The organism is Achromobacter sp. NCFB-sbj8-Ac1-l (assembly GCF_052695805.1).
Genome location: NZ_CP199812.1, coordinates 3,088,742 through 3,114,728, shown reverse-complemented (window position 1 = coordinate 3,114,728; position 25,987 = coordinate 3,088,742). Strand labels below are relative to the sequence as shown.

The window sequence follows — 25,987 nt, the reverse complement described above, 5'->3', positions numbered from 1 at the left end:
CGGAAATATTCAATTACTTTTAACTAATAGCCGGGCGTTGTTTCCGACCGCTTCGCACCAGGATGGCCCACGCCAGCGCGGCCCCCAGCGCCAGGACGGCAGCGATCAGCAGCGCGGCGCGCGCCCCGGTCGCAAAGGGGGGCAGGGCGGCCAGCAGGCTGCCGAACACCGCGACGCCCAGGGCCGCGCCGGCCTGGCGCGCGGTGTTCAGGGCCGCCGCGGCCACGCCGGCCCGCTGCGGCGCCACGGTCTCCAGGGCGGGCGCGGTAGCCGCCGGCGAGATGAAGCCGGACGCCAGGCCGATGGCCAACAACGCCGGCACGCTGTGGCCATAGGACGACGAACCCGCCGCCAGCAGCCCCAGCGCGCCCGCCGCGTACAGGCCGAACGCCATGCCCATGGACAGGACGGGTCCGCAGGCCCGCGCGATGCGATGCGACGCCATGCTGGCCAGTGCCACCGACACGGTCATGGGCAGGAACGCCAGCCCCGCCTGCAGCGGGCCCCAATGGCGCTGGTCCTGGAAACCCAGGCTGGCGACAAAGAACAGGCCATAGAACACGAAGGCCGACACCATCGACACCGCCGTCGATGCGGTGAACAGCGGGTTCGAGAACAGCGTCAGCGGCAACATCGCGTGCGCCGAACGGGCCTGGATTCGCAGGAAGGCGATGCCCGCGGCCAAGGCCACGGCGGCGCCGGCCAGGATGGGGGCCGACGTCCAGCCCAGGGCCTGGCCTTCGATCAACACGCCGATCAACCCGGCCAAGGCGAGGATGGCGGTGGCCTGGCCCGGCAGGTCGAACCGTACGGCGGCGCGCGCGCCGGGCGCGGCCGGAATGCGCCAGGCCATGGCCGCACCGTACAGGCCCAGCGGCAGGTTCAACAGGAAAATGCTGCGCCAGCCCAGCCATTCGGTCAGCGCGCCGCCGGCCAAGGGGCCCGCCGCCATCGCCACGCCGCCGATGCCCACCCACAGGCCGATGGCGCGGGCGCGCTGCGCGGGGTCGGTGCAGGCCTGCTGGATCAGCTTGAGCGCGGCGGGCACCAGCAGCGCCGCACCCAGCCCCTGGGCGGCGCGTGCGGCGATCAGCAGGGCGGCGTTGGGCGCCAGTCCGCACACCAGCGACGCCAGCGTGAACGCCAGCAACCCCGCCAGGTAGACGCGGCGCGCGCCCCAGCGGTCGCCCAGCGCGCCACCGGTCAGCAGCAGGCTGGCAAAGGCCAGCGTGTAGGCGCTCATCACCCATTGCAGGCCGGCCAGCGGCATGGCGAGCGCCTGGCCGATGCGCGGCAGGGCGACATTGGCGATCGATGTGTCCAGCAGGATCAGCGCATAGCTGACGCTGGTGGCAAGCAGCACGCGGCGGGAAAGCGGGGGCATGGTTCGTGGGCGGCCGGTCAGGCGCGGCAGGGTCGGCAAGCCCGCAGTCTAGGGGCGCGCGGGCCGCGGATGCTTCGTCACGCGTCGAAGCATCCGCGGCCGCAGCGATCTATCATGGCCACACTGGAGACCCGCCATGTACGCCAATCCCGCCCTTGCTTCGACTGCCTTCCTGATGGCCGACCCGGCCCGCGCCGCCATGCTGATGGCGTTGCTGGATGGCGCCGCGCGCCCGGCCGGCGAGCTGGCCTACGCCGCGGGCGTGACGGCGCAGACCGCCAGCACGCACCTGGCCAAACTGCGGGATGGCGGCCTGCTGCAAGTCGAGGCGCAAGGGCGACATCGCTATTACCGCCTGGCCGGTCCGCAGGTGGCCGCCGCGCTGGAAAGCCTGGCGGCGCTGACGCCGGCCGAACCGGTGCGCCAGCGCCCACGCGGCAAACAGGCGCAAGACCTGCGGTTTGCGCGTTGCTGCTACGACCACCTGGCGGGGCAGTTGGGCGTGGCGGTGGCGCGAGGCATGCAGGCGCGCGGGCTGATGGTCGCGGCCGACGACAAGCAGTTCATCATCACCGCCGCGGGCCAGTCCTGGCTGACGGGGCTGGGGATGGACACATCGGGGCTGCAACCCGGCTGCCAAGGGCAGGCCCGGCAGTGCCTGGACTGGACCGAGCGTGAACACCATCTGTCCGGCCCGTTGGGGGTACGGTTGATGCGCCTGCTGTGCGACAAGGGCTGGCTGCGGCGCACCAAGGGGTCGCGGGCCGTTCAGGTCACGCCGGCGGGGTGGGACGGATTGCAGGCCGAGCTGGGCGTGGACCCACAGTCTTTTCAGTGAATCCGCCGCTGCCACAGCGCATACCCGGCCGCCACCGCCGACACGATACCCAGGAACACGAAGCCGTCCAGCACGCTCATGAAATTGGCCTGCTGCGTGACCATGCGCTGGATTTCGGCCAGCGCCAGGCCATGCGCGGCCGCCAGCGCCGCACCGGCCTGCGCGAAACGCTGCGTCAGCTGCTCAAGGGCGCGGGCGAACACCGGATTGGACAGGCTGGCGTTGGCGGCCAGCTGGGTCTGGTGCAGGGCCAGGCGGTGCTGTTCCAGCACGATGATGGTGGCCGTGGAAAACGAATACGCCATCTGCTTGACGATGTTCTTGACGCGGTAGCTGTGCGGATACAGCTCCATCGCAAACGGCTGGAAGGCCAGGTTGGCCACCGGCAAGGCAATGAACAACAGCAGCAGGCCGCGCAGCATCAGCGGCCCCCACAGGGACGACTGGCTGACGTCCGGCGGCAGATGCGCCAGCCAGGCGCCGATCAGCGCGGCCAGCGCAAAACCGGTGGCGATCAGCCCTTTCTTGCGTGTCAGCCGGCCCGCAAAGCGGAAATAGAGCAGCGCGCCGGCCAGGGCCGCGAGCGAGGTCATCCCGACCAGGTGCCCGGCGTTTTCCACGGGATAGCCCAGCCCGGCCTGCAGAAAGCGCGACACCAGGTAGCTGAACGCGTTGCTGATGAAGTAGTACAGCGCATACAGCATCAGGCCGGTGCGAAAGGTGGCTTCCTTCAGGCCGTGCAGATGCAGCAGCGGGCGCGGATGATGCCATTGATGCCAGAGGAAGGCGCCCAGCAGCAGCACGCCGGCCAGCGTCATGCCTTCCAGGCCGGGCGATTCGCTGAACGGCGACGTGCGCAATTGCTGCGCCACGATCTGCAAGGCGCCCAGCGCCAGCGCCGCGATCACGTAGGGCCACAGGTGGGGCTCGCCGCGCTGTTCGGGCGGCAGGCGGCCGGTGGCGGGCACCGCCAGCATGACCAGCCCGCCCGTGATCAGCGCGACGGGTATGGTGCAGACGAACACCGCGCGCCAGCCGAAGTCGGCCACCAGGTAGCCGCCCGCCAGCGGCGCCAGCGCGCTGCATAGCAAAATGCTGCACAGGAACAGCCGCGTGGCGCGCCCGCGTTCGCGCGGCGCAAAGCTTTGCTGGATGAGGATGCGCGTGGCGCCCATCATCGGGCCCATCAGGTAGCCCTGCAAGGCACGCGCCACGGCCAGTTCGGTCGACGATTGGCTCAGCGCCGCCAGCCCCCCCGCGGCGGCGAACAGCAGCAGGCAAGCGCCGATGTAGTGGCGGTGGCCCAGGCGTTCGACCCACCATTGGTGTTGCAGGATGCCCAGCACGCCGGCCACGGCGTAGGCGCTGGATGACCAGATCAGTTCATCGGGCGGGGCGCCGATGCCGCCGGCGATGTCGCTGATGAAGAACGAGAAGGCGGAATTGTCGAAATAGTCCAGCCCCACGGCCAGGGCGATCGCCAGCGGAAACAGCAGGGCACGCACGCCGCTGGCGGACGGGGTGTCCGGCAGGGAAGGGGAGGCGGCGGCGGTCATGGGGGAATCCTGGGGCGATGTCAGCGGGGCGTCAGCGCAAGGCGGCGGTGTCAGGGCCGCGCATGAGGCGCGCCGTTCAAGTCCAGCAGCAATTCGCCCAGGCGTTCCAGCACGCGATGCGCGGCATCGACGTCTGCCGGCGCCATGCCTTGCAGCAGCTCGCGTTCCAGCGCGGCCGACACGGTGTTGACCCGGCGCACCAGCTGGCGCCCCCGGGCCGTGATGGCCAGCGCCTTGGCGCGGCGGTCGTCGGGGTCTTCCAGGCGCTCGATGAAGCCGTTGGCCTCCAGGTTCTGCAACACCCGCACCACGGCGGAATTGTCCAGCGACAGGGCGGCCGCCAGGTCTTTCTGGCGCATGGGGCCGGGCGCGCGGGCCAGCTGCACCAGCGGCAGCCAGGTGGCCTGCGTGAGATCGAACGGTTGCAGGCGTTGATCGACGGCGCGGCGCCACTGGCGCGCGACCACGCCGATCTTGGTGCTGAGGCGGCCTTGCGGCGGGACGGCTTGCGTGGACATGGCGGAATTTCAATTAGTTGATATATCATCCAATATAGATGAGGTGTCATCTAGTTTCAAGACCCACGCAGCAAGAGGTAGACGATGAGCAGAGACATAGACCGCCTGCGAGACATGGCGTTCTTCGCCGCGGTTGCGCGAGAGGGCAGCTTCACCAAGGCGTCGCAGGCACTGGGCGTACCCACGTCCACCCTGTCGCGCCGCATCACCGAATTCGAAGCCGATATCAAGATCAAGCTGTTCAACCGTTCGACCCGGCGCGTGACGCTGACAGAGACCGGGGCGCGCTACCTGCAGCAGATCGACGACATCGTGCAGCAGGCCAAGAGCGTCAACGACGAGTTGAACAGCGAAATATCCGACCCGGCGGGCGTGCTGCGGGTCAGCATGTCGAACGACTTCGCCACCTATTTCGCCGACGCGCATTTCGCCGAGTTCCATGCCGCCTATCCGCAGATCAGCTTCGACATCTTCCTGACGTCGCTGCTGCCCGACCTGATGACGCAGCGGCACGACGTCAGCATCCTCACCGGCGACCCGCCCGCGGCCTCGCGGCTGGTGGCGCGGCGGGTCGGCCTGGTGCGGCGCCACCTGTATGCGACCAAGGCCTACCTGGCCGCGCACGGCACGCCGCTGGCGCCGGCCCAGCTGGAACATCACCAGTGCCTGTTCACGTCAGAAACCGAGGCCGGCGCCGGCTGGACGCTGCACAACGACGACGATGCCGTGGTGGTGCGCCCCACGCCGCTGCTGGTCACCAACAGCCAGTCGCTGATCCGCCAGCTGATCCGGCAGGACATGGGCATTGGCCAATTGAGCCGCACGCAGGCGTCGGCGCTGCTGCAGGCCGGGCAGATCGTGCGGGTGCTGCCGGATTGGCAGCTGGACCCGATTCCGCTGTACGTCATGACCGCGTCGCGGCTGGTGCCGGCGCGGGTGCGGGTGTTCGTGGATTTCCTCGTGCAGAAGTTCGAACGGCTGGCGTAGGCACCGGGCAGGGGCAAGGGCTGGCGCATCCACCGGGCTGCGCGATAATGCTGCGATGATTTCGCTGATCGCCTTCCTCCAGCATGGCCGGATCGGGCCGTGGCGCCCCGGCGCCGACAGCACGCCGCAAGCGGTCTTCGCCGCCCTGGGGCCGCCCGATGAGGTCTACACCCCCACGGACCTGGACCGCCCCTATCGGCGCGGCGATGCGCGTTGTTTTCCGCTGATCGCCAGCTACGGCGACATCGAATGCCATTTCGAATCCGAGACGGCCTTGACCACGGTGTTCGTGGACGCTTTCAGCGGGCGGGGCGGGTATGCCCGAGGCGGCCCATTGGCATTGACGGACACCGGCATCCTGCGGGCCGGCACGCCCCTGGCGCGCTTTCTGGACAACGCGGCGCGCCGCGGTATCGCGGTCGGCGACGTACGGCCGCACGCGCCGCCTTATGCCTTTCTGGTCACCACGGCAGGCGGGATAGAGGTCGGCTTCGAACACGACGATCCCGCGTTGGCCGGCTCGGTGCCGCGCCTGAAATGGTTCTGCTGGGTGGCCCGGCCGACGCCGGGCGGCTAGGGCCTGTGCGAGGCGCCTTGTCGTGTGGACGGGCCCTGGTTCGCCTACGGAAACGCCATGCCTCCATCGCCCTCGGCCGCATCCAGCGCCACCAGGTCCACCCGTTCCGGCGCCATCTCTTTCACCCGGCGGATCAGCAGCCGCGCGAATTCCCGCGCCTGCTCCGACGGCGCATACGAACTGGGCAGCAAGAAGCCATACGGCATGGTCAAACGCGGTTCGAAGTCGCGCAGCACGATGCCGGGCACGTTGGCCGCCAGGATCGGGTCGGCCAGGGCGATGCCCATGCCCAGCGCCGCCAGTTGGCAGGCGGACTGGCCGGACGACGTTTCCATCACCAGCCGCAGCGGCAGCCGGCGCTTTTCCATCAGGTCGTCGATATGCTGGCGCAGCAGGGTATAGGGGCGCAGGGCGATGAAGGGTTCGTCCTGGATGTCGGTGGCCGTGACCACACGCTTTGCCGCCAGGCGGTGGCCTTCGGGCATGGCGATCACCAGCCGCACCTGGGCGAAGGTGCGCGAGGTGATGCCCGGAAAATCGATCGGCAGCGCGGCCACGCCCAGGTCGAACTGCTGGCCGGACATCCACAGCCCCACGTCCACCCGCGAACGCACTTCCAGCGACATGCGCACCTGCGGATGGCTGCGGCCGAATTCGGCGATGGCGCCGGGCATGGCGCTGTAGGCGAAGTAGGGCTGGGTCAGGATGCGCAGCCAGGCGTCCTGCTGATTGCGGATGTTGCCGGCGATGCGATCGACCTCTTCGAAGCCGGCCAGGATGTGCCGCGTGCCTTCGTAGAAGCGCAGGCATTCCTGGGTGGGTATCAGCCCGCGCCCCTGGCGCGAAAACAGCGAAAAGCCGACTTCTTCTTCCAGCGCCGAGATCAGGCGGCTGATCTGGGGCTGGGTGCGGTGGATGCGGCGCGAGGCCTCGGTGACGCTGCCGGTTTCCATGACGGCGCGCAGGGCTTGCAGGCGGTTCAGGCGCATAGGGACAAACCCGAAAGGGCGGGCAGGACGGGACCCGGGCGAGTCTCGCCACGCCATAGGAGAAAGCGGGCAGGCCGCGGCGACACATTACAAAAGTGCATGAATCGATACTCCAAACGAAATTGACGCATGGATTCACGCAATCTTAGGATCATCCCACCTTCAATGAAAGAGGCGCGGCGTGAATATCCTGGACAAACCGGTTTCCGTGGGCGGACCCGCGGCACTGTTTCCCGATGACCGCAATGGCATCGAGCAGCTCGACTGGAGCAACATCGGGCAAGCGTTCCCGATCAAGCAGCGGCGGGCGTACCTGAACAACGCGTCGATCGGCGCGCTGAGCCTGCCGGTCGTGGCGGCGGTGAATCGCTTCATGGAAGACGTGCGCGACAACGGCCGCAACGCCTATCCCGAGTGGTGCCGCTACGCCGAAGACGTCATCAAGGCCCGCATCGGCCGGCTGATCGGGGCGGGGCGCGACGAGATCGCGTACGTCAAGAACACTACCGAGGGATTGGTCAACGTGGCCAACGGCTTTCCGTGGCGCGATGGCGACAACCTGATCCTGCCCGACATCGAGTACCCCTCCAACGTGTATTGCTGGATGAAGCTGGCGGCGCGCGGCGTTACGATCCGTTGGGTGAAGAACCGCAACGGCCGCATCCTGGTGGACGATATCCGCAAGCTGATGGACGACCGCACCCGCCTGGTGTCGCTGAGCGCGGTGCAATTTTCGAACGGCTTCCGGCAGGACCTGGAGGCCACCTCGAACCTGTGCCACGAGCGTGGCGTGTACCTGAACCTGGACGCGATCCAGTGGGCCGGCGCGCTGGAGCTGGATGTGGAACGGCTGGGCATCCACTTTCTGTCGGTAGGCGGACACAAGTGGATGCTGGCGCCCATCGGCACCGGCTATTTCTATTGCCGCAAAAGCGTGCTGGGCCTGCTGGACCCGCCCAGCGTGGGCTATCACAGCGTCGACAGCACCGAAGACCACATGCACTACCTGCTGGAATACCGGCCCAACGCCGGCCGTTTCGAGGAAGCGCTGGCCAACTTCACCGGCATCTGGGGCCTGGACGCCGCGGTGCGCATCCAGCTGGCGCTGACGCCGGCCCGCATCGAGACGCACATCCTGGAACTGACCGACTACGCGGCCGTCGCGCTGCAGCGCAAGGGCTTTCAGATCGTCAGTTCGCGTACGCCCGGCGAGGCCTCGGGCAACCTGTCGTTCAAGCATGCCGGCCACGATGCCCAGGATCTTGCCGAACGCCTGCGCGAGGCGGGCGTGGACCTGGCGGTGCGCGGGGGCAACCTGCGCATTTCGCCCAGCTACTACAACGATACCGATGACATCGACCGCCTGGTCGAGGCGCTGCCGTCCTGACGGCGCGCCGCGCTCCGGCTGAACATCATGAACAAGGGGAACACCATGGCAATCCTGCAACCCTGGCGCCGGCTGGCGCTGGCCCTGGGCGCCTGCGCCCTGACGGCCTGGGCTTCCAGCGCCGTCGCCGCCGACACGCCCAAGCCCGGCGGCACGCTGCGCTACGGCACCGTGTCCGAAATCGTGTCGCTCGATCCGCATGTGTATGGCGGCAGCGCCTGGAAGGTGCTGATCGAGGCGCTGTACAGCCCGCTGGCGGGCTACGACAAGAACGGCGCGATCGTGCCGCGGCTGGCAAAAAGCTGGGACCAGCCCGACGCCCGCACGCTGGTGTTTCATCTGCGGCCGGACGTGACGTTCCAGGACGGCACGCCGGTCACGGCCGACGACGTGAAGTTCTCGCTGGACCGCATCCTGGACCCGGCCACGGGCGCCACGCTGCGTTCGAACCTGCAAGGCGCCACCGTCACCGTGGTGGACACGGCCACCGTCAAGGTCGAAAAGCCTTCGCCGGACGCCACCATGCTGAGCGTGCTGGCCTTGCCCGAGGCGGCGATCGTGTCGCGCAAGTGGGTACAGGGCGGCGCCAACCTGAAGCTGTCCGCCAACGGCACCGGCCCGTTCCAGCTGAAAAGCTACGAGCCCGCCGTGCGCGCCAACCTGGTGCGCAATCCGCATTATTTCGTCTCGGGCCAGCCGTACCTGGATGGGGTGGATTTCCGCATGATCAAGAGCGATGACGCGCGCGTGAACGCGCTGCGCAGCCAGTCGCTGGACATGATCGACTTCGTGCCCTGGAAAGACATCGACGTACTGCGCCGCAACGCCGGCATCAAGATCGACACCGCCGGCGGCGCATTCATGAGCGTGTGGTTCAACACCAGCAAGAAGCCGTTCGACGACGACCGCGTGCGCCGCGCGGTGTCGTACGCGATCGACCGCGAAGCCGTGTCCAAGGCCGCGTTCTTCGGCTACGGCAAGCCCATCTACGGCGCGCCCACGCCCGACGATTCGCCGTACTACGACAAGGCGCTGGACGGCACTTACAAGCGCGACCCGGCCAAGGCGCGCGCCTTGCTGGCCGAAGCCGGCTATGCCAATGGCGTGGAGGCATCGATGGTGGTGTTCCAGGGGCTGGGCATCTACACCACGATGGCGCAGGTGGTGCAGGCCAACCTGAAAGAGGTCGGCATCAACCTGAAGCTGGAACCCGTGGAATGGGCCACGCTGGTCGAACGCAAGAACCGCGGCGACTATGAATCGATGATCTACGGCGTGTCGGTCAAGCTGCCCGATCCGGACGCCTATGCCTACTACCTGGGCGGCGATTCCAGCTACTGGGCCAAGCCGGTGGGCTATCGCGACCCCCAACTGGAAAAGCTGCTGGCCGATGGCCGCGCGCTGACGGACCCCAAGGCACGCCAGCCGATCTACCAGCAGGCGGAAAAGCGCATTCTGGAAACCAGCCCGTGGGTCTTCGTAAGCTGGCGCGAGCAGGGCCAGGGCTATCTGCGCAAGGTGCATGGCTACACGCAGCTGGGCGGGGCGCTGAGCGAAAGCAGTCCGGGCATTTCGCTGCCCACCATGTGGCTGAACTGAGCGCGCCGGCATGCTGCCTTTCCTGCTGAGGCGCCTGACGTCGGCGCTGGTCACCCTGGCGCTGGCCGCCGGGGTGGTGTTCATCGCGATTCATCTGCTGCCCGGTGACCCCGTGGCCATCATGCTGGGCGACCAGGCCGGCAGCGATCCGGTGGCGGTGGCGCGCGTGCGCAGCCAGCTGGGGCTGGACCTGCCGCTGGGCACGCAATTCGCCCATTGGGCCGGCGCGGTGGCGCACGGCGACCTGGGCGTGTCGCTGCGCACGGGCGAACCGGTGGCCGACGAACTGGCGCGGCGCATTCCGCGCAGCCTGGAACTGATCGGCGCCGGGCTGCTGGTGGCGGTGGTGCTGGGAGTACCGCTGGGCGTGGTGGCGGCGCGTTCGCGCGGCCGCCTGGCCGGCATGGCGGCGTCCGTGCTGGCGGTGGCGGGGTTTTCGGCGCCGGTATTTGTGCTGGGCATCCTGCTGGTGCTCGTGTTCAGCCTGGCGCTGGGCTGGCTGCCGTCGTCCGGCTTCGTTTCGTTTGCCGATGACCCGGTGCAGCACGTGCTGTCGCTGATCCTGCCGTCGCTGACCATCGGCCTGAACTTCATGGGCGTGGTGGCGCGCATGACGCGCGCCAGCCTGTCGGACGTGATGAGCCGCGACTACGTGAAGCTGGCCCGCGCCAAGGGGCTGCCGCGCGGCAAGGCGATCCTGCGCCATGCGCTGCCCAATGCGCTGGTGCCGGTGATTGCCATCATCGGCATCCGCGCGGGCAACCTCTTGGGCGGCACCGTCATCATCGAGGCGCTGTTCGACTGGCCGGGCCTGAGCTCGCTGCTGGTCAGCGCGGCGTTCTCGCGCGACTACCCGGTGATCCAGGGCGCGCTGCTGGCCATCTTCGCGCTTTTCATCCTGATCAGCCTGGTCATCGACCTGGCCCAGGCCCTTGTCGATCCCCGCATCCGCAGGCCGTCCGCATGATCGCATTCCTTCGAACTTCAACCGGCGGCCTGTCCGTGCGGCTGGCCCTGGGCTTTTTGGCCGTGGTGGTGCTCGCCGCCGTGCTCGGCCCCGCGCTGGGGCTGGCCGATCCCTACCAGATCGATGCCGCCAATCTGCTGTCGGGCCCGACCCGGACGCACTGGCTGGGCACCGACGAACTGGGCCGCGACCTCTTGGCGCGGGCCGTCTACGGCGCCCGCGTGTCGCTCACCGTGGCCGCCGCCGCGGTGGTGCTGGCCGGCGTGCTGGGCGTGGCGATCGGCGTGGGCGTGGCTTTCCTGGGCCGGCGCCTTGAGTCTGCCGCCATCCGCGTGGTGGACGTGTTCGTGTCGCTGCCCGAGATTTTCGTGGCGCTGGTGGTGCTGGCCTTCATCGGCGGCAACCTGCCGACGCTGGTGGCGACCATCGGCGTGCTGTATGCGCCCCAGTTCGCCCGCGTGGCCTGGGGCGTGGCGCGCGGCATCCGGGCGCGCGAACACGTGCTGGCGGCCAGTTCGCTGGGCGCGGGCACGGGCTGGATCATCTGGCACGAGGTGCTGCCCAACATGCGGTCCATCATTGCGGTGCAGGCGTCCTTCACGTTCTCGTTCGCCATGCTGCTGGAGGCGGGCTTGAGCTTCCTGGGGCTGGGCGTGCGGCCGCCGGTGCCGTCGTGGGGGCAGATGGTGGGGTCGCTGAAAGACTATCTGTTCACCAATCCGTGGCCCGTGCTGGTGCCGGCGCTGGCCCTGTTCTTCACGGTGCTGGCCGTCAACGTCCTGGGCGATTGGCTGCAGGACGCGCTGAATCCGGAGCTGCAACGATGACGCGCGCATCCGACGTACTGCTGACGGTCAGGAACCTGACCGTGGATTTCGACACCGCCCACGGCACCGTCGCCGCCGTGAAGGGCGTGGACCTGACGCTGGCGCGCGGCGAAGTCGTGTGCCTGGTGGGGGAGTCCGGCTCGGGCAAATCGGTCACGGGCTTTTCCTTGATGGGCCTGGTGGACCCGCCCGGGCGCGTCGCGGCCGATGCCATGCAGTTTGACGGCCACGACCTGCTGCGGGCGTCGGACCGCGAGAAAGACGCGCTGCGCGGCAAGGACATCGCCATGGTGTTCCAGGAACCCATGACCGCGCTCAACCCGGGCCGCACGGTGGGCAGCCAGATCGCCGAAGTGCTGCGCATCCACGGCGTGCTGGGCCGCCGCGCGGCGTGGGAACGCGCGGTGGCGCTGCTGGAAAGGGTGGGCATTCGCGAGCCGGCGCAGCGCGCCCGCGCCTATCCGCATGAACTGTCCGGCGGCATGCGCCAGCGCGTGATGATCGCGATTGCCTGCGCGCTGACGCCCAAGCTCATCATTGCCGATGAACCCACCACGGCGCTGGACGTGACGGTGCAGGCGCAGGTGCTGCAACTGCTGTTTTCCATTCAGGCGGAAACCGGCGCGGCCGTGCTGTTCATCACGCACGACCTGGGCGTGGTGGCCGAGATCGCCGACCGCGTAGTGGTGATGCAGGCGGGCAGGGTGGTGGAAGAAGGCGAGGTGACGCAGATCTTCCGCCAGCCGCGGCATCCGTATACGCAGGCCTTGCTGGCGGCCGTGCCCGACGTGGACGCCCCGCGCGACCCGTCGCGCCGCCTGGCGCCGCGCAGCGTCGTTGCCGCCGAAGGAGGGGCGCCATGACCGAATTCATCCTGCAAGCCGAGGGCGTCGCCAAGGACTACGTGGCCGCGCGCGATTTCCTGGGCCGGCCGACCAGGCGGGTGCAGGCCGTCAAGGGCGTCAGCCTGGCCGTGGCCAAGGGCACCACGCTGGCGCTGGTGGGCGAATCCGGCTCGGGCAAGAGCACCCTGGGCCGCTGCCTGGCAGGGCTGCTGCAACCCACCGCGGGCCGCATCCAGCTGGCCGGCCACGACGTGCGGCACCTGGCCGGCGCCGCGCTGATGTCGTTTCGCCGCCAGGTGCAGACCATCTTCCAGGACCCGTATTCCAGCCTGAATCCGCGCCGCACGGTGGGCGACGCAATCATGGACGGCATGGTGATCCACAAGCTGTACACGCCCGACGAACGCCGCGCCCGCATGCTGGCGCTGCTGTCGCGGGTGGGCCTGCAACCGGATCACGCGCGGCGCTTTCCGCACCAGTTTTCGGGCGGCCAGCGCCAGCGCATCGCGATTGCACGCGCCTTGGCGCTGGAGCCGCGCTTCATCATCGCGGACGAAGCCGTGTCGGCGCTGGACGTGTCCGTCAAGGCGCAGGTGCTGGACCTGCTGGCCGACCTGCAGGCCGAACACGGCCTGACCTACCTGTTCATTTCCCACGACCTGGGCGTGGTGCGGCACTTCGCCGACCGCGTGGCGATCATGGCGGCGGGCGAACTGGTCGAAGAGGGCGAATGCGACCGGATCTTCGAGGCGCCGGTACAGGACTACACCCGCAAGCTGATCGCGGCGGTGCCGCGGCCGGATCCGGGGCGGCGGCGCTTGCGCCCGTCTGCGTCTGTGACGCCGGGGGGCTGAAGCGGGCCGGAACAGGCTTTTTTGGGGCGCCCGCCGCGCCGCGCCGGCCGGCCGGGTACGCCACTTGCTGGAACCGTCCACCCTGGTTCCCTGGCCGCAAGGCCCATCTGCCCCATGCTCTCTCCGTCCCTGACCCTTCCCGCGCCCGCCCGCGCCGTGCGCTACGGCTGGCTGCGCCAACGTGGCCGGCCATCGGCCGCCCGCCCGGCGTTGCCGCTCAATGACTTCTCGTGGTGGGTGCCCGCGTCGTTGGCCGCCCAGGTGGCGCGGCGGCTCGATACCGCCACGAACGAGGCCTGGATGGACCGCCTGTGGCAGCGCGATGCCACGCTCTGGACCGACACGGGCGAAGCCGCCTGGCTGGGCTGGCTGCAGCCGGGCATGGAACGGGCCCGGCTGGGCCGCATGGTAGCGGCCTGCCGGCGCCTGTGCGTGGCCGGCCATACCGATGCCGTGCTGCTGGGCATGGGCGGCGCCAGCCTGGGCGCCGAAGTGCTGGCGCATGGGTTGGGCGTGGCCGCCGGCGGCCTGCGGCTGCACGTGCTGGACTCGACGTGCCCCGCGCAGGTGCAGGCCCTGCAGGCAAGCCTGCCGTTGGCGCGATGCCTGTTCATCGTGGCCAGCAAATCGGGGGCCACGCTGGAAACCCGCTTGCTGGCCGACCACTTCCATCGCGTATTGACCCAGCAATTGGGGCGGCGCGAGGCCGGGCGACGCTTCATCGCCATCACCGACCCCGGCAGCCCGTTGCGCGACCAGGCAAGGCGCGACGGCTACGCGGCGGTCTTTGACGGATCGCTCGAGACGGGCGGACGCTACGCGGTGCTGTCGGCGTTCGGCCTGGCCCCGCTGGCCTTGTCCGGACACGATCCCGCCGAGTTCCTGCGCGACACCCGCGCCATGGTGCGCGCCTGCGGCCCGGGCACGCCGGCCGCCGACAACCCCGGGCTGGTGCTGGGCGCCTTGCTCGGGGACGCCGCCCTGGCGGGTCGCGACAAACTGACTTTCATCTGCGATCCGGGCCTGGCGCTGTTGGCCGGTTGGCTGGAACAACTGCTGGCTGAATCCACGGGCAAGCAAGGACGCGGCATCGTGCCCGTGGTGGGTGAGCCGATCAGCAATGACGTCGGCCACTACGCGGACGACCGGCTGTTCGTGCACCTGGCCCGGGCCGATGCCCCCGGCGCCGCAGCCCGGGCGCAGGCGCAGCGCCTGGCCGACGCCGGCTTTCCGGTACTGCGTTGCGAGGTGGCCGGGCCACGGTCGCTGGGCCAGGAGTTCTTCCGCTGGCAGGTGGCGACGGCGGTGGCGGCCGCGATCCTGGAGGTGAACCCCTTTGATCAACCGGATGTCGAGACCAGCAAATCCCGGGCGCGCGATGCGCTGCAATCGCCCGCCGGGCCGGTGCCCGAGGCCGAGCCGACGCTGCGCATCGACGCCGCCCAAGCCGGCCCGGCCGCGGCGAGCGCGCAGGCCGACGCGGTGCGGCGCCTGGCGGCGTTCGCCGCGCCCTTGCCGCCGGGCGCCTATGTGGCCGTGCTGGCCTATATCGCCCGCCACGCGGCGCATGACGCCCACTTGGCCAGTCTGCGGCAGGTGCTGCACCAGGCCGGAGGGCACGCCACGCTGGGCGGCTTCGGACCGCGCTATCTCCATGCCAGCGGCCAGCTGCACAAAGGCGGCCCGGACGGCGGACACTTTCTGTTCATTACCGCGGATGCGGCCGGCGAGACGACGGCGGCGTCGGGGATGACGGACCTGGCGGCCTTGCTGGCCGCCCAGGCGCAGGGCGACCGCGCGGAACTGGCGAGCCGCGGCCGGCGCTGCCTGCACGTGCACATCAGCGGTCCGCTGCAAGCGGGCCTGGCGCGGCTGGAAGTCCTGCTGCAATGGGCGCTGGCGACCCCGCCGCAGGCGCCGCGTCAAAGCTGCGCAGGGCGGTAGCGAAGCCACCGTCCACGCGCGAGTAGGGCCGCGCGCTGGTGGTGACGCGGGGCAGGGCGGTCCAGGCAATGCGGCAGCCGTCCTGCGCCAGGCGGTCCACCAGCGCCTGGTCTTCGCTGCAGGCCAGGGCGGAAAAACCGCCGATGCGCCGGTACGCCCCGGCGTCGATGCCCAGGTTGGCGCCGTGCACGTGGCGATGTCCGTCGCGGTCCTGGTAGTGGGCATTGAAATGGGCGCGCGCCGCGCCGGCCTTGGCGCCATGCGCCGCCCAGCCCGATACGGCCACCGTGCCGCAGACCACGTCGGCCTGCAACGACAATTGATCGACCAGCCAGCGCGGCGAGACCACCGTATCGGCATCGGTGTAGGCAAGCCAGCGCGCACCGGCGGCCAGCAGGTGACGCGAGCCGACATCGCGGGCCACGCCCACGTTGCGTGCACCGATGGTCAGGCAACACACGGGCCAGGCGCCGGCCAGCCTGGCGGTCAGGTCGCGGCAATGATCCAGCACCACGACGATGCGGACCGGTTCCGCACCCAGCAACGGGTGGCGCGCGGCCAGGGTGACCGCGCGCAGGCAGGCGGCGATGTGCCGCTCTTCGTCATGCGCGGGGATGCAGACGCCGATCATCGGCAGGCTCCTGCAAGGGCTGGTAGTGCCAGGCGTCCAGCCGGAAGTCGTCTTCCAGATGGTGCAGCAGGGGCGACAGGCCGGGTTGGGCGGCGATGCGCTGGTGCAGCGCATCGGTGGGCTGCAGGCGGTCTGCGAAATCGGGGCGCCAATGGCAGGCGATGAGTTCGGCGCCGGGCTTCAGGCTGTGCAGCAGGCGGGCCAGGAAGCGCGCCAGCCGGTCATCGTCGAAGTAATAGGCGACCTCGGACACGACGGCCAGATCGAAGCCCTCGCGCGGCACGGCGGGCCATTGCTCGGGCAGGCGCAGGGCCCGCACCGCCACGCCGGCGGCCTGCTGCGCGTCGGCCCGTTCCCGGCATTTGAATGCCGCCGTGGTCGACACGTCGACGGCGCAGACGCGGTCGCAGCGCTGCGCCAGCAGCACGGTCATGTCGCCGGCGCCGCAGCCGGCCTCGAAGGCATGGCCGTAACGGGCCCGGCTCAGCGCGGCCAGCAGCAGCGCCCGCTTGCGCCGTTCGTACCAGGCGACGCTGACCTGCCAGGGGTCGCCGCGCGTGCGGTAAAGCTGCTCGAAATGGTGGGCTAGAGCGTCCATGGGAAATCCTTCAGGGCGGCCACGGCCGCGCCTTGAGCGGCCTGGTCGCGTTCGGCGTGGCTCTGGCGCATGAATACCGGCAGGTCCGCCATCGCCTGGGCGTAGGCGGCGTCTTTGCACAAGGGGCCGGCGCCCAGCGCCCGGGTCGCGTGGCGCAGAACGGTGTCGGCCGCCGCTTCCACCGCCAGCCGCGCCCGGGCCGTGGCCAGCGCGCAGGCGTCGTCGGGTCGGGCATCGATCGCGGCAGCGGCTTCGCGCAACACGGCGCGCGCCTGGCTGACCGCGACATCGACGGCGCCCAGATGCGCCAGGCGAAACGGATCGGGCGCGGGCCGCCTGGCCTCGTCCCGCAACCGCTCGGCGATGCGCATCAGCCCGCCGTACCAGCAGGCGGCAATGCCGGCGCCGCCATGCAGAAAGCCCGGGCGGCGCACGTACTGGCCCGGCGCGCCGACCGGTGTGGCCCGGGCATGCAGAAAGCGCACGTTGACGGTGCCGCTGCCGCGCATGCCGGGCGCGCACCAGTCAGAGGCTTGCCGCGTCACGCCGGGCTGGTCCAGCGCGACCGCGGCCAGGCATGGCTCACCGGCCGCGTTCCAGCCGCTGACCAGCGCGTGATCAAGATCCGCCGCGCCCGAGCACCAGGCTTTCATGCCGGTCACGTCCAGGCGCCCGTCCGCGGCCGGGGTGATGGCCACCCGGTGGCTGGCGGGTTCGGCGCACCAGACGCCCCACAGGCCAGGCTCGGCCCGGGCCCCCAATTCCGCCTGGATGGCCAGGGCGTCGGTGTGGCCTTCGAACAGCTTGGCCAGCGGCAGGTCGGCGGCGGCCACCTGGGCCAGCGCGCGCCACCGGGCCAGGGTCTGGCCCGATCCTGGCAAGGGCAGGCGATCGCAGCCGGCCTGCACCAGGGCGCGCAGCACGGGCGCGGGGTCACCTGGCCAGTGCGCGCGGGCGAGCACCTCGCCCAGGTCGGCGGGCGGGAAGGAAAGGCTGCGCAGGGGCAGGGACATGATGCGCGTCCGGAAGGCGGTAGGAGCTTCCAGACAGCAAGTGGCATGCCCGCGGGGATGGGCGTGGGGCGTTCGTCAGCGGGCCAGCGCGGCGCGTATCCGCTTGAGGTCCCGGTCCAGCTCGATCCGCATGGCTTTGAGCAAGGCCCGCGCGTTTTCCGAAAGCGGGGTGCCGGGCCGAAAGACCAACAGGCAGGTGAAGCTGATGTCCAGGTCCAGCGGCTTGATGGTCAGGCCGCGGGCCAGGTAGTCCAGCGCCATCACCGGGTGCACCATGCCGATGCCCAGGCCGTGCAGGGCGAATTCGCAGACCGAATTGGAATAGGGCGTTTCCAGGATCGGGCGCAGCGCCAGGCCCTGGTCGTTCAGCGCGGTTTCCAGGCGCCGCCGGCTGGCGTCTTCGGGGTTCAGCGCGATGAAGGGGTGGTCGATCAGGTCTTGCAGCGCGATGCGCGGCTTGGCCGCCAGCGGGTGGCGGTTGTGCATCGCGATGACGCCCGGAATGCGCACGAATTCCGAGTGTTCCAGCCCGGCCACCGACAGCTCGTCGGCCATCAGGCCGAAATCCAGCTGGCCGGCGGCCACCTGTTGCAGCACCTCGCGCGAGCTCATGATCTGGAACGACATCTGGATGCGGCGGTCCTGCAGGCCGAAGGCGGCGATGGCGCGCGGCATGAAACCGGTGCCCAGCGCCGGCAGCGAGCCCACGGCCAGGCGGCCCACGCCAAACGATTTCAGGCTGCGGATGCGGTGTTCGATGAGTTCGAAGCCGGCAAAGCAGCGATCCACTTCCTCCATCAGCGCCTCGGCCTCTTGCGTGGCCACCAGGCGCCCGCGCACGCGTTCGAACAGGCGCAGTTCCGACGAGGTTTCCAGCTTGCGGATGGCCTGGCTGACGGCCGGCTGGGAAATGCCCAGCAGGGTGGCCGCCTTGCTGGTCGTGCCGGCCTGCATCACGGCCCGGAAGACCTGGATTTCGCGCATGTCCATCTATAAGTCCCGCTTATCGACTGAGTATTTTCAATTGTTGAGGCAATGGGGCGAAAGGCAGACACTGGCGCTATTCCCGATCACCTTCTAAGCCCAGCGAATAGAGTAGATGAAAGCTATCAACCAGACTAATAGAGATTTTGCCAGCCTGTCACCGTCGGTGCAGCGCGCCTCGACCGTGGTGTTCGGGTCGCTGGAAGACTTCGTCAACCGCAAGCACCGCCAGCCCGACGGCTTCAGCTACGGCGTCACCGGCACGCCCACGGCGCGGCTGCTGGAAGACCGCATCGCCGAACTGGAAGGCGGGCGCCACTGCGTCATCACGCCGTCGGGCGCCGCGGCGCTGATGACGGTGGTGATGGGCTTCGTGCGCGGCGGCGACCACCTGCTGATGTCGGCGGCCTGCTACGGCGCGTTGAAGACGTTCGGCGAGAAATGGCTGGCCCACATGGGCGTGGACGTCGAGCTGTACAACCCCTCCATCGGCGCCGACATCGAAGCGCTGATCCGCCCGGCCACGCGGCTGATCTGCATCGAGGCGCCGGGCACCGTCACCATGGAAATGGCCGACGTGCCGGCCATTGCCGCCGCCGCGCGCCGCCATGGCGTGCTGACGATGATGGACAACACCTGGGCCAGCCCGCTGGGGTTCAAGCCGCTGGCGCACGGCGTGGATTTCAGCGTCGAGGCGGCCACGAAATTCTTCAGCGGCCATTCCGACGTGCTGATGGGCGCCATCAGCATGAACGACGCCGGCCACTACGCCGTGCTGCGCGAAACCCAGAGCATCCTGGGCCAGCAGGTCAGCCCCGACGATTGCTTCCTGGTGCTGCGCGGCCTGGAAACCCTGGGCCTGCGGGTGCGGGCGCAAAGCGACGCGACGCTGCAGGTGGCCGAGTGGCTGGCGGCGCAGCCGCAGGTGGAACGCCTGCTGTATCCGCCGCTGCCTGGCGACCCCGGCCATGCGCTGTCGCGCCGCGATTTTTCCACCAATGGCTGCCTGTTTTCGATGGTGCTGGCCCCCGCACCCGAATCCGCCTTCAACGGCTTTTTCGATTCGCTGCGGCATTTCGTCATCGGCGCGAGCTGGGGCGGGGTGCACAGCCTGGCCGCGTACTACCCGGCGGGGTTGCAGGCCGGGCGCGCCTTTGCCGCCACGGACCGGCCCATCGTGCGCCTGTCCATCGGGCTGGAAGACGTGGACGTGCTCAAGGATGACCTGCGCGCCGGACTGGCGGCGTATCAGGCGCTGCGTTGAGGGCCGGGCCACGCAGCGCGGCGGCCAGACGCTGGCGTGCCGTGGCCCGGCAGCGCAATGCCCATCCAACGGTTTGAACGCCCGCTACCGGCACACCCTGCCGGCGGCGGACTCGAAGCGCCAGAAGGCGCTCTATATATAGCAAGGGGAATTGCCATGTTGTCTCGTTTCACTTCGCGTTTCGGCGGCCAGGTCCTGGTCGCCGCGGCGGTCTCCACGACGGCCGTCCTGGCGCCGTCGGCCGCATTCGCCCAGTCCGCCGCGCCTGCCGCGGTGCCCGAGGCCCCCGCGGCGGGCGCATCGCCCGTGGCGGGGGCCGTCACCCAGACCAACAGCCCCACCGTGGACCAGATCCGCGCCCGCGGCTACGTCATCTGCGGGTCCGGCCACGGCACCACCGGTTTTTCGGCGCCGGACAAGGACGGCAACTGGAAGGGGCTGGACGTGGACACCTGCCGCGCCATCGCCATTGCGGTGCTGGGCGATGCGTCCAAGGCGCGCTTCGTGCCGCTGACGGGCCAGCAACGCCTGACCGCCTTGCAGACCGGCCAGATCGACGTGCTGCCGCGCACCACGTCCTGGACGCTGCGGCGCGATGCCAACGGCATCAACTTCACCTACCCGAACTACTACGAGTTCGACGCCTTCATGGTGCGCAAGGACCTGGGCATCACGCAGACCAAGGACATGGTGGGCGCCACCATCTGCGTGCAGACCGGGTCCACCAATGAAGTGACGGTGGCCGACCTGTCGCGCAAGTTCAAGCTGGGCCTGAAAACCGTGCTGTTCGACAACGTGGCGGCCTCGCGCCAGGCCTTCTTTTCGGGACGCTGCGATGGCCTGATCACCGACGCGTCGGCCTTGGCCGCCGTGCGTGCCACCCAGGCGCAGAACCCGGACGATTACGTGATCTTCCCGGCCAGCGGCCACAGCGAGGCCCTGACGCCGTCGGTGCGCCACGGCGACGACCGCTGGTTCGACATCGTGAAATGGGTGATCCAGGTGCCGATCGCGGCCGAAGACATGGGCATCACCCAGGCCAACGTGGACGAGATGCTCAAATCCACCGACCCGCGCATCGCCCGCTTCCTGGGCGTGGAACCCGGCAACGGCAAGGCGCTGGGGCTGGACGAGCGCTGGGCCTACAACATCGTCAAGCAGCTGGGCAATTACGGCGAGATCTTCGAGCGCAACGTCGGCAAGAACAGCCCCATGAAGCTCGAACGCGGCATGAACCGCCTGTATCGCGACGGCGGCCTGATGTACCCCTACGTCTTCAACTAAGTGGCGGCGCGATTCACGACGACGCGCATTGCGTAGAGGCACATCATGTTCAAGCGACTTTGGTTCGACGGCCGCGCCCGGGCCGTCCTGATGCAGGCGCTGATCGCCTGCGGCTTTCTCGGGGCCGTGGGGTGGCTGGCCTGGAACGCGCACGCCAACCTGACCCAGCGCGGCATCGCCATGGGCTTCGGCTACCTCGGCGAGGCGGCGCGCTTTCCCATGGCGGAAAGCCTGCTGGCCTACCAGCCCACCGATAGCTATGGCCGCGCCTTCGTGGTGGGGCTGGTCAACACGCTGTATATCTCGGCGCTGGTGATCGTGGCCTCGACCGTGCTGGGCTTTGGGCTGGCGCTGGCCCGCCGCAGCCGCCATCCGCTGGTCCACGGCATCGCCACGGTGTATCTGGAAGCCGTGCGCAACACGCCCTTGGTGGTGCAGCTGCTGTTCTGGTACAGCCTGGTGACGCTCAACCTGCCGCCGGTACGGCAGGCGCTGCAACCGCTGCCGGGCGTCTTCCTGTCGGTGCGCGGGCTGTTCTTTCCCAGCGTGTCGGTGCAGGGCAATAGCCAGGCCTTGATCGGCGGGCTGCTCGTGGCGGCGCTGCTGCTGTGGGGGGCATGGCGCCTGGCTCGCCGCGGCACGGCCCGGGCGGTGCCGTGGCGGTCGCTGGGCCTGGTCGCGGCGCTGGCCGTGGCGGCCGGGGCGGCGGGGTGGGGCGGCGCTACCTTGCAGGTCGACAGCCCCACGCTGCGCGGCCTGAACTTCATCGGCGGCACGGCCTTCACGCCGGAATTCACCGCCTTGCTGGTGGGCCTGACGATCTACTCGGCCGCCTTTTCGGGCGAGATCATCCGCGGCGGCATCGATGCCGTGCCGGCCGGCCAATGGGAAGCGGCGCATTCGCTGGGCCTGAAACCCGGGGCCGCGCTGCGCTGGATCGTGGTGCCGCAGGCGCTGCGGGTGATCATCCCGCCGATGACCAGCCAGTACCTGTCCATCATCAAGAACACCACGCTGGCGCTGGCGGTGGGCTACCCCGACCTGTCGTTCGTCATTACGACCACCATCAACCAGACCGGCCAGGCCATCGAGGGCGTGGCGGTGCTGATGGCGGTGTACCTGAGCATCAGCCTGTCCGTGTCGCTGTTCATGAACCTGTACAACCGCCGCCTTCTGAGGACGCAACGCGCATGAGCCTGACCCTTTCCACCGCCGCGCCGCAGCCGGCGCGCCAGGCGCCGCGCGACCGCCGCGATACCGTGTGGCACCGGCTGTTCGGCAGCCTGTTCAGCGCGCTGGCCACCGTGGCCACCCTGGCGCTGGTGCTGGCCGCGGCCGGCCGCCTGATCGACTGGGCCGTGATCGACGCCGTCTGGCCCGGCGCCACCGGCGATGTCTGCCGCCAGGCCAGCGGCGCCTGCTGGGCCTTCCTGGGCGAGAAGATGCGCCAGATCCTGTTCGGCATCTATCCGCCGGGCGAGCAGTGGCGGCCCACGGTCGTGTGCGGCTTCATCCTGGCCATGACGGTGTATTCGTTGAGCCCGCGGCACTGGCGCCTGCGCACGGCGGTGTGGTGGATCGTCGGCATGGCCGCGGGCCTGGCGCTGATGCAGGGCGGCGTGTTCGGCCTGGCGCGGGTGCCGACGGCCTCGTGGGGCGGCCTGCCGGTGACGCTGCTGCTGGCGGTGTGCTCGCTGGGTGCCGGCCTGCCGCTGGGCGTGCTGCTGGCGCTGGGGCGCCGCGGCAGCCTGCCCACCGCGCGTTTCATCAGCGTGGGCATCATCGAATTGATCCGGGGCCTGCCGCTGGTGAGCCTGCTGTTCATGGCGTCCATCGTGCTGCCCATCATGCTGCCCGCCGGCATGACGATCGACAGCCTGCTGCGCGCCGGCATCGCCTTGACGGTGTTTTCGGCGGCCTACCTGGCCGAAGTGATCCGCGGCGGCTTGCAGGCGATACCGCCGGGCCAGGCCGAGGCGTCGCGGGCGCTGGGCCTGTCGTGGTGGCAGATGACGCGGCTGGTGGTGCTGCCGCAGGCGTTGCGCAAGGTCATCGCGCCCCTGACCAACACCGCCATCGTGATGATCAAGAACACCAGCCTGGTGCTGATCGTGGGTCTGTTCGACCTGCTCAGCGCCGGCCGCGCCGCCTTGACCGATCCGGCCTGGCCCACGCCGTACGTCGAAACCTATCTCTTCATCGCATCGATCTATTTCTGCATCTGCTTCGGCCTGTCGCGCTATTCGATGTGGCTGGAACACCGCTACAAAAAAGGGGAACTCCGATGACCAAACCGCACGCCAATGGCGCGGCGCCGCCCGCGATCACCATCGCGGGCATGAACAAGTGGTATGGCGACTTTCATGTGCTGCAGGACATCGACCTGCAAGTGCAACCGGGCGAACGCCTGGTGATCTGCGGGCCGTCGGGCTCGGGCAAGTCGACCCTGATCCGCTGCATCAACCGGCTGGAACGGCACCAGCAGGGTGCCATCGTCGTCAACGGCGTGGAACTGACCGACGACCTGCGCGCCGTGGACGGCGTGCGCACGGATGCCGGCATGGTGTTCCAGCACTTCAATCTGTTCCCGCACCTGACGGTGCTGGAAAACTGCATCCTGGCGCCGACCCAGGTGCGGCGCATGCCGCGTGGCCAGGCCGTGGACCTGGCGATGCGCTACCTGGAACGCGTGCGCATTCCCGACCAGGCCGGCAAGTATCCCGGGCAGTTGTCGGGCGGCCAGCAGCAGCGCGTGGCGATCGCACGGTCGCTGTGCATGCAGCCGCGCATCATGCTGTTCGATGAGCCCACGTCGGCGCTGGACCCGGAAATGGTCAAAGAGGTGCTGGACGTGATGACGTCGCTGGCCGACGACGGCATGACCATGCTGTGCGTGACCCATGAAATGGGCTTTGCGCGCAACGTCGCGGACCGCGTGGTGTTCATGGACGGCGGGCGCATCATCGAGACGGGCGCGCCGGGGGAATTCTTCGATAACCCGCGGCACGAGCGGACGCGGGCGTTCCTGGAGCGGATCCTGCATTGAGGGGCAGGGGGCCTGGGGGTCGCCCGCGGGCGGGCGGTCGACCCGACCGCTCCGCATGGTCTAATACGCCTTTGCCGAGCCCTTGAACCCTGACACGGTTCCCTTGCCTCATGTTGCGCCTGACCGAAATCATCCTGCCCCTGTCGACCTCGCAAGACGACATCGACGACACCCTGCGTACCGCCGCCTGTGCCCGCCTGGGCATCGCCCCCGAGGCCCTGCGGTCGCTCACCATCTTTCGCCGCAGCTACGACGCGCGCAAGCGCAGCGCGATCACGCTGACGTATTCCATCGACATCGACGTGGCCGACGAGGCCGCCGTGCTCAAACGCATGGCCGGCGTGCGTACCGTGATGCCGACGCCGCCGCTGGAATACCAATACGTGGGCCACGCCCCGGTGGACCTGCCGCAAGGCAGCCGGCCGGTGGTCATCGGCTTTGGCCCCTGCGGCCTGTTCGTGGCGCTGATCCTGGCGCAGATGGGCTTCAAGCCGCTGATCCTGGAACGCGGCCGCGTGGTGCGCGAGCGCACCAAGGACACCTGGGGCCTGTGGCGCAAGCATGAACTGCAGCCCGAATCGAACGTGCAGTTCGGCGAGGGCGGGGCGGGCACGTTTTCCGACGGCAAGCTGTCGACCCAGGTCAAGGACCCGAAGCACTACGGCCGCAAGGTGTTGCAGGAATTCGTGGCGGCCGACGCGCCGCCCGAAATCCTGTACGTCAGCAAGCCGCACATCGGCACCTTCCGCCTGGTCAAGATGATCGAGCAGATGCGCGCCCAGATCGAATCGCTGGGCGGCGAGTTCCGCTTTGAAAGCCGCGTCGACGACATCGAGATCGATGACGGCCAGGTGCGCGGCGTGCGCCTGGCCGACGGCGAGTTCATCGCGGCCCGCCATGTGGTGCTGGCCGTGGGCCACAGTGCCCGCGACACCTTCCGCATGCTGCATGCGCGCGGCGTGTTCATCGAGCCCAAGCCGTTTTCGCTGGGGTTCCGCATCGAGCATCCGCAGTCGCTCATCGACCGCGCGCGCTTTGGCCCCAGCGCTGGCCACCCGGTGCTGGGCGCGGCCGACTACAAGCTGGTGCACCACGCGGCCAACGGCCGGTCGGTGTACAGCTTCTGCATGTGCCCGGGCGGCACCGTGGTGGCGGCGGCGTCCGAACCGGGCGGCGTGGTCACCAACGGCATGAGCCAGTATTCGCGCAACGAACGCAACGCCAACGCCGGCATCGTGGTGGGCATCCAGCCCAAGGACTATCCCGGCATCGATGCGTCGCCCCTGGCCGGCATCGACTTCCAGCGCCACTGGGAAGCCCGTGCCTATGAACTGGGCGGCCGCGACTACTGCGCCCCGGCGCAACTGGTGGGCGACTTCCTGGACGGCCGCCCGTCGACCGCGCTGGGCAGCGTGACGCCGTCGTACAAACCCGGCATCAAGCTGACCGACCTGTCGACCAGCCTGCCGGACTACGCCATTGCCGCCATCCGCGAAGCCTTGCCCGCGTTCGAACGCCAGATCAAGGGCTTCGCCATGCGCGACGCGGTGCTGACCGGCGTGGAAACGCGCACCTCGTCGCCGCTGCGCATCACGCGCCGCGACGACTTCCAGAGCATGAATACCAACGGCCTGTTCCCGGCCGGCGAGGGCGCCGGCTACGCGGGCGGCATCATGTCGGCTGCCATCGACGGCATGAAGGTCGCCGAGGCCGTGGCACTGCACATCCTGGGCACCGGGCCGATCACCGGCGGCAATCGCCGCGGCGAAAGCGACGACTACTGATTTTTGACCCGATGTGCTCGATGTACCTAGGCGCTGGAGGAGCCCCCTGCGACGCCTTACGTAATTCGCATAATGTATATTATGTAAAGTAAGAATAGTGTCGAAAGAGGA

At 69.2% G+C, this 25,987-nt stretch carries 24 protein-coding genes; 16 read left to right on the top strand and 8 right to left on the bottom strand.

From position 1 onward, the window contains the following. Nucleotides 1-19: 19 nt before the first annotated feature. Nucleotides 20-1,384 carry an MFS transporter gene (locus ACUDP5_RS14250; RefSeq protein WP_445659059.1) on the bottom strand — a complete coding sequence of 455 codons (1,365 nt, stop codon included), beginning with the start codon at nucleotides 1,382-1,384 and terminating at the stop codon, nucleotides 20-22. Nucleotides 1,385-1,520: 136 nt separating this feature from the next. Between ACUDP5_RS14250 and ACUDP5_RS14245 the strand changes: the two genes are divergently transcribed. Then, nucleotides 1,521-2,222 (top strand): ArsR/SmtB family transcription factor, encoded by a 702-nt coding sequence (locus ACUDP5_RS14245; protein WP_445659058.1) that lies wholly within the window; start codon nucleotides 1,521-1,523, stop codon nucleotides 2,220-2,222. Here the strand turns inward: ACUDP5_RS14245 and ACUDP5_RS14240 are convergent. Next, entirely contained in the window at nucleotides 2,216-3,778 is a 1,563-nt protein-coding gene (locus ACUDP5_RS14240) for an MFS transporter (RefSeq protein ID WP_445659057.1), read from the bottom strand. The genes ACUDP5_RS14245 and ACUDP5_RS14240 overlap by 7 nt on opposite strands. 50 nt (nucleotides 3,779-3,828) lie before the next feature. Then, the gene (locus ACUDP5_RS14235; RefSeq protein ID WP_445659056.1) at nucleotides 3,829-4,296 is read right to left on the bottom strand and encodes a MarR family winged helix-turn-helix transcriptional regulator; all 468 of its coding nucleotides are present in this window, start codon (nucleotides 4,294-4,296) and stop codon (nucleotides 3,829-3,831) included. A gap of 84 nt (nucleotides 4,297-4,380) precedes the next feature. Here ACUDP5_RS14235 and ACUDP5_RS14230 point away from each other — a divergent pair, with 84 nt between their 5' ends. After that, entirely contained in the window at nucleotides 4,381-5,283 is a 903-nt protein-coding gene (locus ACUDP5_RS14230) for a LysR family transcriptional regulator (protein WP_263914591.1), read from the top strand. Between the two features lie 55 nt (nucleotides 5,284-5,338). Then, nucleotides 5,339-5,860, top strand: coding sequence for a hypothetical protein (locus tag ACUDP5_RS14225; protein ID WP_445659055.1), 522 nt, complete (start codon nucleotides 5,339-5,341; stop codon nucleotides 5,858-5,860). 44 nt (nucleotides 5,861-5,904) lie between these two features. Here the strand turns inward: ACUDP5_RS14225 and ACUDP5_RS14220 are convergent, their stop codons facing one another. Beyond that, nucleotides 5,905-6,849: a LysR family transcriptional regulator gene (locus ACUDP5_RS14220; protein ID WP_263914589.1), complete on the bottom strand. Its 945-nt coding sequence runs from the start codon at nucleotides 6,847-6,849 to the stop codon at nucleotides 5,905-5,907. A gap of 181 nt (nucleotides 6,850-7,030) precedes the next feature. Between ACUDP5_RS14220 and ACUDP5_RS14215 the strand changes: the two genes are divergently transcribed. The 7 genes from ACUDP5_RS14215 to ACUDP5_RS14185 all read left to right on the top strand — a co-directional run bounded on the left by ACUDP5_RS14215 (nucleotide 7,031) and on the right by ACUDP5_RS14185 (nucleotide 15,272). Then, nucleotides 7,031-8,236: an aminotransferase class V-fold PLP-dependent enzyme gene (locus tag ACUDP5_RS14215; protein WP_263914588.1), complete on the top strand. Its 1,206-nt coding sequence runs from the start codon at nucleotides 7,031-7,033 to the stop codon at nucleotides 8,234-8,236. 45 nt (nucleotides 8,237-8,281) lie between these two features. Then, nucleotides 8,282-9,835: an ABC transporter substrate-binding protein gene (locus ACUDP5_RS14210; protein ID WP_445659054.1), complete on the top strand. Its 1,554-nt coding sequence runs from the start codon at nucleotides 8,282-8,284 to the stop codon at nucleotides 9,833-9,835. A 10-nt stretch (nucleotides 9,836-9,845) separates the two neighbouring features. Continuing rightward, nucleotides 9,846-10,802, top strand: a complete 957-nt coding sequence (locus ACUDP5_RS14205) for an ABC transporter permease (protein ID WP_445659053.1) — start codon at nucleotides 9,846-9,848, stop codon at nucleotides 10,800-10,802. After that, complete coding sequence (locus tag ACUDP5_RS14200; RefSeq protein ID WP_175218498.1) at nucleotides 10,799-11,629, top strand: ABC transporter permease; 831 nt, start codon at nucleotides 10,799-10,801, stop codon at nucleotides 11,627-11,629. Before ACUDP5_RS14205 ends, ACUDP5_RS14200 begins: the two co-directional genes overlap by 4 nt. Beyond that, nucleotides 11,626-12,492, top strand: a complete 867-nt coding sequence (locus ACUDP5_RS14195) for an ABC transporter ATP-binding protein (RefSeq protein WP_263914584.1) — start codon at nucleotides 11,626-11,628, stop codon at nucleotides 12,490-12,492. Before ACUDP5_RS14200 ends, ACUDP5_RS14195 begins: the two co-directional genes overlap by 4 nt. Then, a complete protein-coding gene (locus ACUDP5_RS14190) occupies nucleotides 12,489-13,328 on the top strand; it encodes an ATP-binding cassette domain-containing protein (RefSeq protein WP_263914583.1) in 840 nt (279 codons plus the stop codon). The genes ACUDP5_RS14195 and ACUDP5_RS14190 overlap by 4 nt, the downstream gene beginning before the upstream one ends. Before the next feature lie 114 nt (nucleotides 13,329-13,442). Then, a complete protein-coding gene (locus tag ACUDP5_RS14185) occupies nucleotides 13,443-15,272 on the top strand; it encodes a hypothetical protein (protein WP_445659052.1) in 1,830 nt (609 codons plus the stop codon). On the opposite strand, the gene ACUDP5_RS14180 is transcribed toward ACUDP5_RS14185, so the two are convergent. The 4 genes from ACUDP5_RS14180 to ACUDP5_RS14165 form a co-directional block, all read right to left on the bottom strand. Then, on the bottom strand, nucleotides 15,169-15,903 hold the full coding sequence (locus tag ACUDP5_RS14180) for a glycosyltransferase (protein ID WP_263914581.1): 735 nt from the start codon (nucleotides 15,901-15,903) through the stop codon (nucleotides 15,169-15,171). The genes ACUDP5_RS14185 and ACUDP5_RS14180 overlap by 104 nt on opposite strands. Next, nucleotides 15,875-16,501 (bottom strand): class I SAM-dependent methyltransferase, encoded by a 627-nt coding sequence (locus ACUDP5_RS14175; RefSeq protein ID WP_263914580.1) that lies wholly within the window; start codon nucleotides 16,499-16,501, stop codon nucleotides 15,875-15,877. Before ACUDP5_RS14175 ends, ACUDP5_RS14180 begins: the two co-directional genes overlap by 29 nt. Next, nucleotides 16,489-17,514 (bottom strand): acyl-CoA dehydrogenase, encoded by a 1,026-nt coding sequence (locus tag ACUDP5_RS14170; protein ID WP_263914579.1) that lies wholly within the window; start codon nucleotides 17,512-17,514, stop codon nucleotides 16,489-16,491. The genes ACUDP5_RS14175 and ACUDP5_RS14170 overlap by 13 nt, the downstream gene beginning before the upstream one ends. Nucleotides 17,515-17,589: 75 nt before the next feature. After that, nucleotides 17,590-18,504: a LysR substrate-binding domain-containing protein gene (locus ACUDP5_RS14165; protein WP_263914578.1), complete on the bottom strand. Its 915-nt coding sequence runs from the start codon at nucleotides 18,502-18,504 to the stop codon at nucleotides 17,590-17,592. A 109-nt stretch (nucleotides 18,505-18,613) separates the two neighbouring features. Here ACUDP5_RS14165 and metC point away from each other — a divergent pair, with 109 nt between their 5' ends. The 6 genes from metC to ACUDP5_RS14135 all read left to right on the top strand — a co-directional run bounded on the left by metC (nucleotide 18,614) and on the right by ACUDP5_RS14135 (nucleotide 25,876). Continuing rightward, a complete protein-coding gene (gene metC, locus ACUDP5_RS14160; protein WP_445659051.1) occupies nucleotides 18,614-19,762 on the top strand; it encodes a cystathionine beta-lyase in 1,149 nt (382 codons plus the stop codon). A 156-nt stretch (nucleotides 19,763-19,918) separates the two neighbouring features. Then, nucleotides 19,919-21,046: an amino acid ABC transporter substrate-binding protein gene (locus ACUDP5_RS14155; RefSeq protein WP_445659050.1), complete on the top strand. Its 1,128-nt coding sequence runs from the start codon at nucleotides 19,919-19,921 to the stop codon at nucleotides 21,044-21,046. A gap of 45 nt (nucleotides 21,047-21,091) precedes the next feature. Further along, complete coding sequence (locus tag ACUDP5_RS14150) at nucleotides 21,092-22,240, top strand: ABC transporter permease subunit (protein WP_263914575.1); 1,149 nt, start codon at nucleotides 21,092-21,094, stop codon at nucleotides 22,238-22,240. After that, nucleotides 22,237-23,334 carry an amino acid ABC transporter permease gene (locus ACUDP5_RS14145; RefSeq protein ID WP_263914574.1) on the top strand — a complete coding sequence of 366 codons (1,098 nt, stop codon included), beginning with the start codon at nucleotides 22,237-22,239 and terminating at the stop codon, nucleotides 23,332-23,334. The genes ACUDP5_RS14150 and ACUDP5_RS14145 overlap by 4 nt, the downstream gene beginning before the upstream one ends. Continuing rightward, the gene (locus ACUDP5_RS14140; RefSeq protein WP_445659049.1) at nucleotides 23,331-24,092 is read left to right on the top strand and encodes an amino acid ABC transporter ATP-binding protein; all 762 of its coding nucleotides are present in this window, start codon (nucleotides 23,331-23,333) and stop codon (nucleotides 24,090-24,092) included. The genes ACUDP5_RS14145 and ACUDP5_RS14140 overlap by 4 nt, the downstream gene beginning before the upstream one ends. A gap of 110 nt (nucleotides 24,093-24,202) precedes the next feature. Next, nucleotides 24,203-25,876 carry an NAD(P)/FAD-dependent oxidoreductase gene (locus tag ACUDP5_RS14135; protein ID WP_445659048.1) on the top strand — a complete coding sequence of 558 codons (1,674 nt, stop codon included), beginning with the start codon at nucleotides 24,203-24,205 and terminating at the stop codon, nucleotides 25,874-25,876. Nucleotides 25,877-25,987 lie beyond the last annotated feature (111 nt).

Excerpts from the sequence above, each read along its gene's own strand:
- ACUDP5_RS14250 (WP_445659059.1), bottom strand. The coding sequence starts at position 1,384 with ATGCCCCCGCTTTCCCGCCGCGTGCTGCTTGCCACCAGCGTCAGCTAT.
- ACUDP5_RS14245 (WP_445659058.1), top strand. The coding sequence starts at position 1,521 with ATGTACGCCAATCCCGCCCTTGCTTCGACTGCCTTCCTGATGGCCGAC.
- ACUDP5_RS14240 (WP_445659057.1), bottom strand. The coding sequence starts at position 3,778 with ATGACCGCCGCCGCCTCCCCTTCCCTGCCGGACACCCCGTCCGCCAGC.
- ACUDP5_RS14235 (WP_445659056.1), bottom strand. The coding sequence starts at position 4,296 with ATGTCCACGCAAGCCGTCCCGCCGCAAGGCCGCCTCAGCACCAAGATC.
- ACUDP5_RS14230 (WP_263914591.1), top strand. The coding sequence starts at position 4,381 with ATGAGCAGAGACATAGACCGCCTGCGAGACATGGCGTTCTTCGCCGCG.
- ACUDP5_RS14225 (WP_445659055.1), top strand. The coding sequence starts at position 5,339 with ATGATTTCGCTGATCGCCTTCCTCCAGCATGGCCGGATCGGGCCGTGG.
- ACUDP5_RS14220 (WP_263914589.1), bottom strand. The coding sequence starts at position 6,849 with ATGCGCCTGAACCGCCTGCAAGCCCTGCGCGCCGTCATGGAAACCGGC.
- ACUDP5_RS14210 (WP_445659054.1), top strand. The coding sequence starts at position 8,282 with ATGGCAATCCTGCAACCCTGGCGCCGGCTGGCGCTGGCCCTGGGCGCC.
- ACUDP5_RS14205 (WP_445659053.1), top strand. The coding sequence starts at position 9,846 with ATGCTGCCTTTCCTGCTGAGGCGCCTGACGTCGGCGCTGGTCACCCTG.
- ACUDP5_RS14200 (WP_175218498.1), top strand. The coding sequence starts at position 10,799 with ATGATCGCATTCCTTCGAACTTCAACCGGCGGCCTGTCCGTGCGGCTG.
- ACUDP5_RS14195 (WP_263914584.1), top strand. The coding sequence starts at position 11,626 with ATGACGCGCGCATCCGACGTACTGCTGACGGTCAGGAACCTGACCGTG.
- ACUDP5_RS14190 (WP_263914583.1), top strand. The coding sequence starts at position 12,489 with ATGACCGAATTCATCCTGCAAGCCGAGGGCGTCGCCAAGGACTACGTG.
- ACUDP5_RS14185 (WP_445659052.1), top strand. The coding sequence starts at position 13,443 with ATGCTCTCTCCGTCCCTGACCCTTCCCGCGCCCGCCCGCGCCGTGCGC.
- ACUDP5_RS14180 (WP_263914581.1), bottom strand. The coding sequence starts at position 15,903 with ATGATCGGCGTCTGCATCCCCGCGCATGACGAAGAGCGGCACATCGCC.
- ACUDP5_RS14175 (WP_263914580.1), bottom strand. The coding sequence starts at position 16,501 with ATGGACGCTCTAGCCCACCATTTCGAGCAGCTTTACCGCACGCGCGGC.
- ACUDP5_RS14170 (WP_263914579.1), bottom strand. The coding sequence starts at position 17,514 with ATGTCCCTGCCCCTGCGCAGCCTTTCCTTCCCGCCCGCCGACCTGGGC.
- ACUDP5_RS14165 (WP_263914578.1), bottom strand. The coding sequence starts at position 18,504 with ATGGACATGCGCGAAATCCAGGTCTTCCGGGCCGTGATGCAGGCCGGC.
- metC (WP_445659051.1), top strand. The coding sequence starts at position 18,614 with ATGAAAGCTATCAACCAGACTAATAGAGATTTTGCCAGCCTGTCACCG.
- ACUDP5_RS14155 (WP_445659050.1), top strand. The coding sequence starts at position 19,919 with ATGTTGTCTCGTTTCACTTCGCGTTTCGGCGGCCAGGTCCTGGTCGCC.
- ACUDP5_RS14150 (WP_263914575.1), top strand. The coding sequence starts at position 21,092 with ATGTTCAAGCGACTTTGGTTCGACGGCCGCGCCCGGGCCGTCCTGATG.
- ACUDP5_RS14145 (WP_263914574.1), top strand. The coding sequence starts at position 22,237 with ATGAGCCTGACCCTTTCCACCGCCGCGCCGCAGCCGGCGCGCCAGGCG.
- ACUDP5_RS14140 (WP_445659049.1), top strand. The coding sequence starts at position 23,331 with ATGACCAAACCGCACGCCAATGGCGCGGCGCCGCCCGCGATCACCATC.
- ACUDP5_RS14135 (WP_445659048.1), top strand. The coding sequence starts at position 24,203 with ATGTTGCGCCTGACCGAAATCATCCTGCCCCTGTCGACCTCGCAAGAC.